Source organism: Sphingobacterium sp. UBA7253 (assembly GCF_002472745.1).
Classification (GTDB): Bacteria; Bacteroidota; Bacteroidia; order Sphingobacteriales; family Sphingobacteriaceae; genus Sphingobacterium; species Sphingobacterium siyangense.
This window is the reverse complement of record NZ_DKSP01000032.1, coordinates 37,450-37,694: the sequence shown is the minus strand read 5'-3', so window position 1 is coordinate 37,694 and position 245 is coordinate 37,450. Positions and strand designations below refer to the sequence as shown.

The 245-nt window shown below is 38.0% G+C and carries 1 protein-coding gene; it reads right to left on the bottom strand.

The genetic code is table 11. From position 1 onward, the window contains the following. Positions 1 to 205: histidine kinase (locus B2X72_RS03040; protein ID WP_286848243.1), on the bottom strand; the 205-nt coding region annotated here is incomplete at its 3' end. Between the last annotated feature and the right edge of the window lie 40 nt (positions 206 to 245).

The window sequence follows — 245 nt, the reverse complement described above, 5'->3', positions numbered from 1 at the left end:
ATTTAAATGCATTTTCGATAAGGGTGAAGGTCAATAACGGAGCAATCGTTAAGGCGTGAGCATGCGCTCGCCCCTCTATATTTAGTTCAATCTTATATGATTTTGGGTAACGCATTTTTTCCAATGAAAAGTAATTCTCTATAAAATCCAGCTCTTTAGCTAAGGAGACGTATTCTGCATCCGAATCGTATAGTGTATATCCCATAATTTCGGATAAATTTAATACGACCTCAGGTGCTGTGTCG